This window comes from Streptomyces millisiae (assembly GCF_031845425.1).
In the GTDB taxonomy this organism is placed as follows: domain Bacteria; phylum Actinomycetota; class Actinomycetes; order Streptomycetales; family Streptomycetaceae; genus Streptomyces; species Streptomyces millisiae.
Genome location: NZ_JAVREM010000257.1, coordinates 1 through 469 on the forward strand (window position 1 = coordinate 1; position 469 = coordinate 469).

Below are 469 nucleotides of genomic sequence, written 5' to 3' on the forward strand. Positions count from 1 at the left end.
GGGCCATGACGGAGACCATGTCGCCCTGCCCGGCCGAAGAGATCGAGCCACGGCTGCGCCGCTGGGAGGGCCGCCTCGTCGTCGCCGCGCACAACGGCCCCCGGTCCGTGATCGTCTCCGGCGACCGCGACGCCGCGGCCGAACTCCTCGACGGCCTGGCCGCCGACGCGGTGCACGCACGGCGGATCGCCGTGGGCCTGGCCGCCCATTCCCCCCACATCGACGCGATCATCCCCCGGATGCGCGCCGACCTCGCCCCGATCCGCCCCCGTACACCGCGGCTGCCGTACTACTCCGGACTGACCGGCGGACGACTGGACGCCCCGGTACTGGACGCCGACTACTGGTGCCGCAACCTGCGCAACCCGGTCAGGTTCCACCAGGCGGCCGGGGCCCTGCTGCGGGACGGGCACGGCGTCCTGCTGGAGGTCAGCCCGCACACCGTACTGACCTCCGCCCTCACGGACTG

At 74.2% G+C, this 469-nt stretch carries 1 protein-coding gene; it reads left to right on the top strand.

Annotation, left to right across the window (positions count from 1 at the left end; genetic code table 11):
- The coding region (locus RNC47_RS36545) for an acyltransferase domain-containing protein (protein WP_311605170.1) at positions 1–469 on the top strand (469 nt) is incomplete at both ends.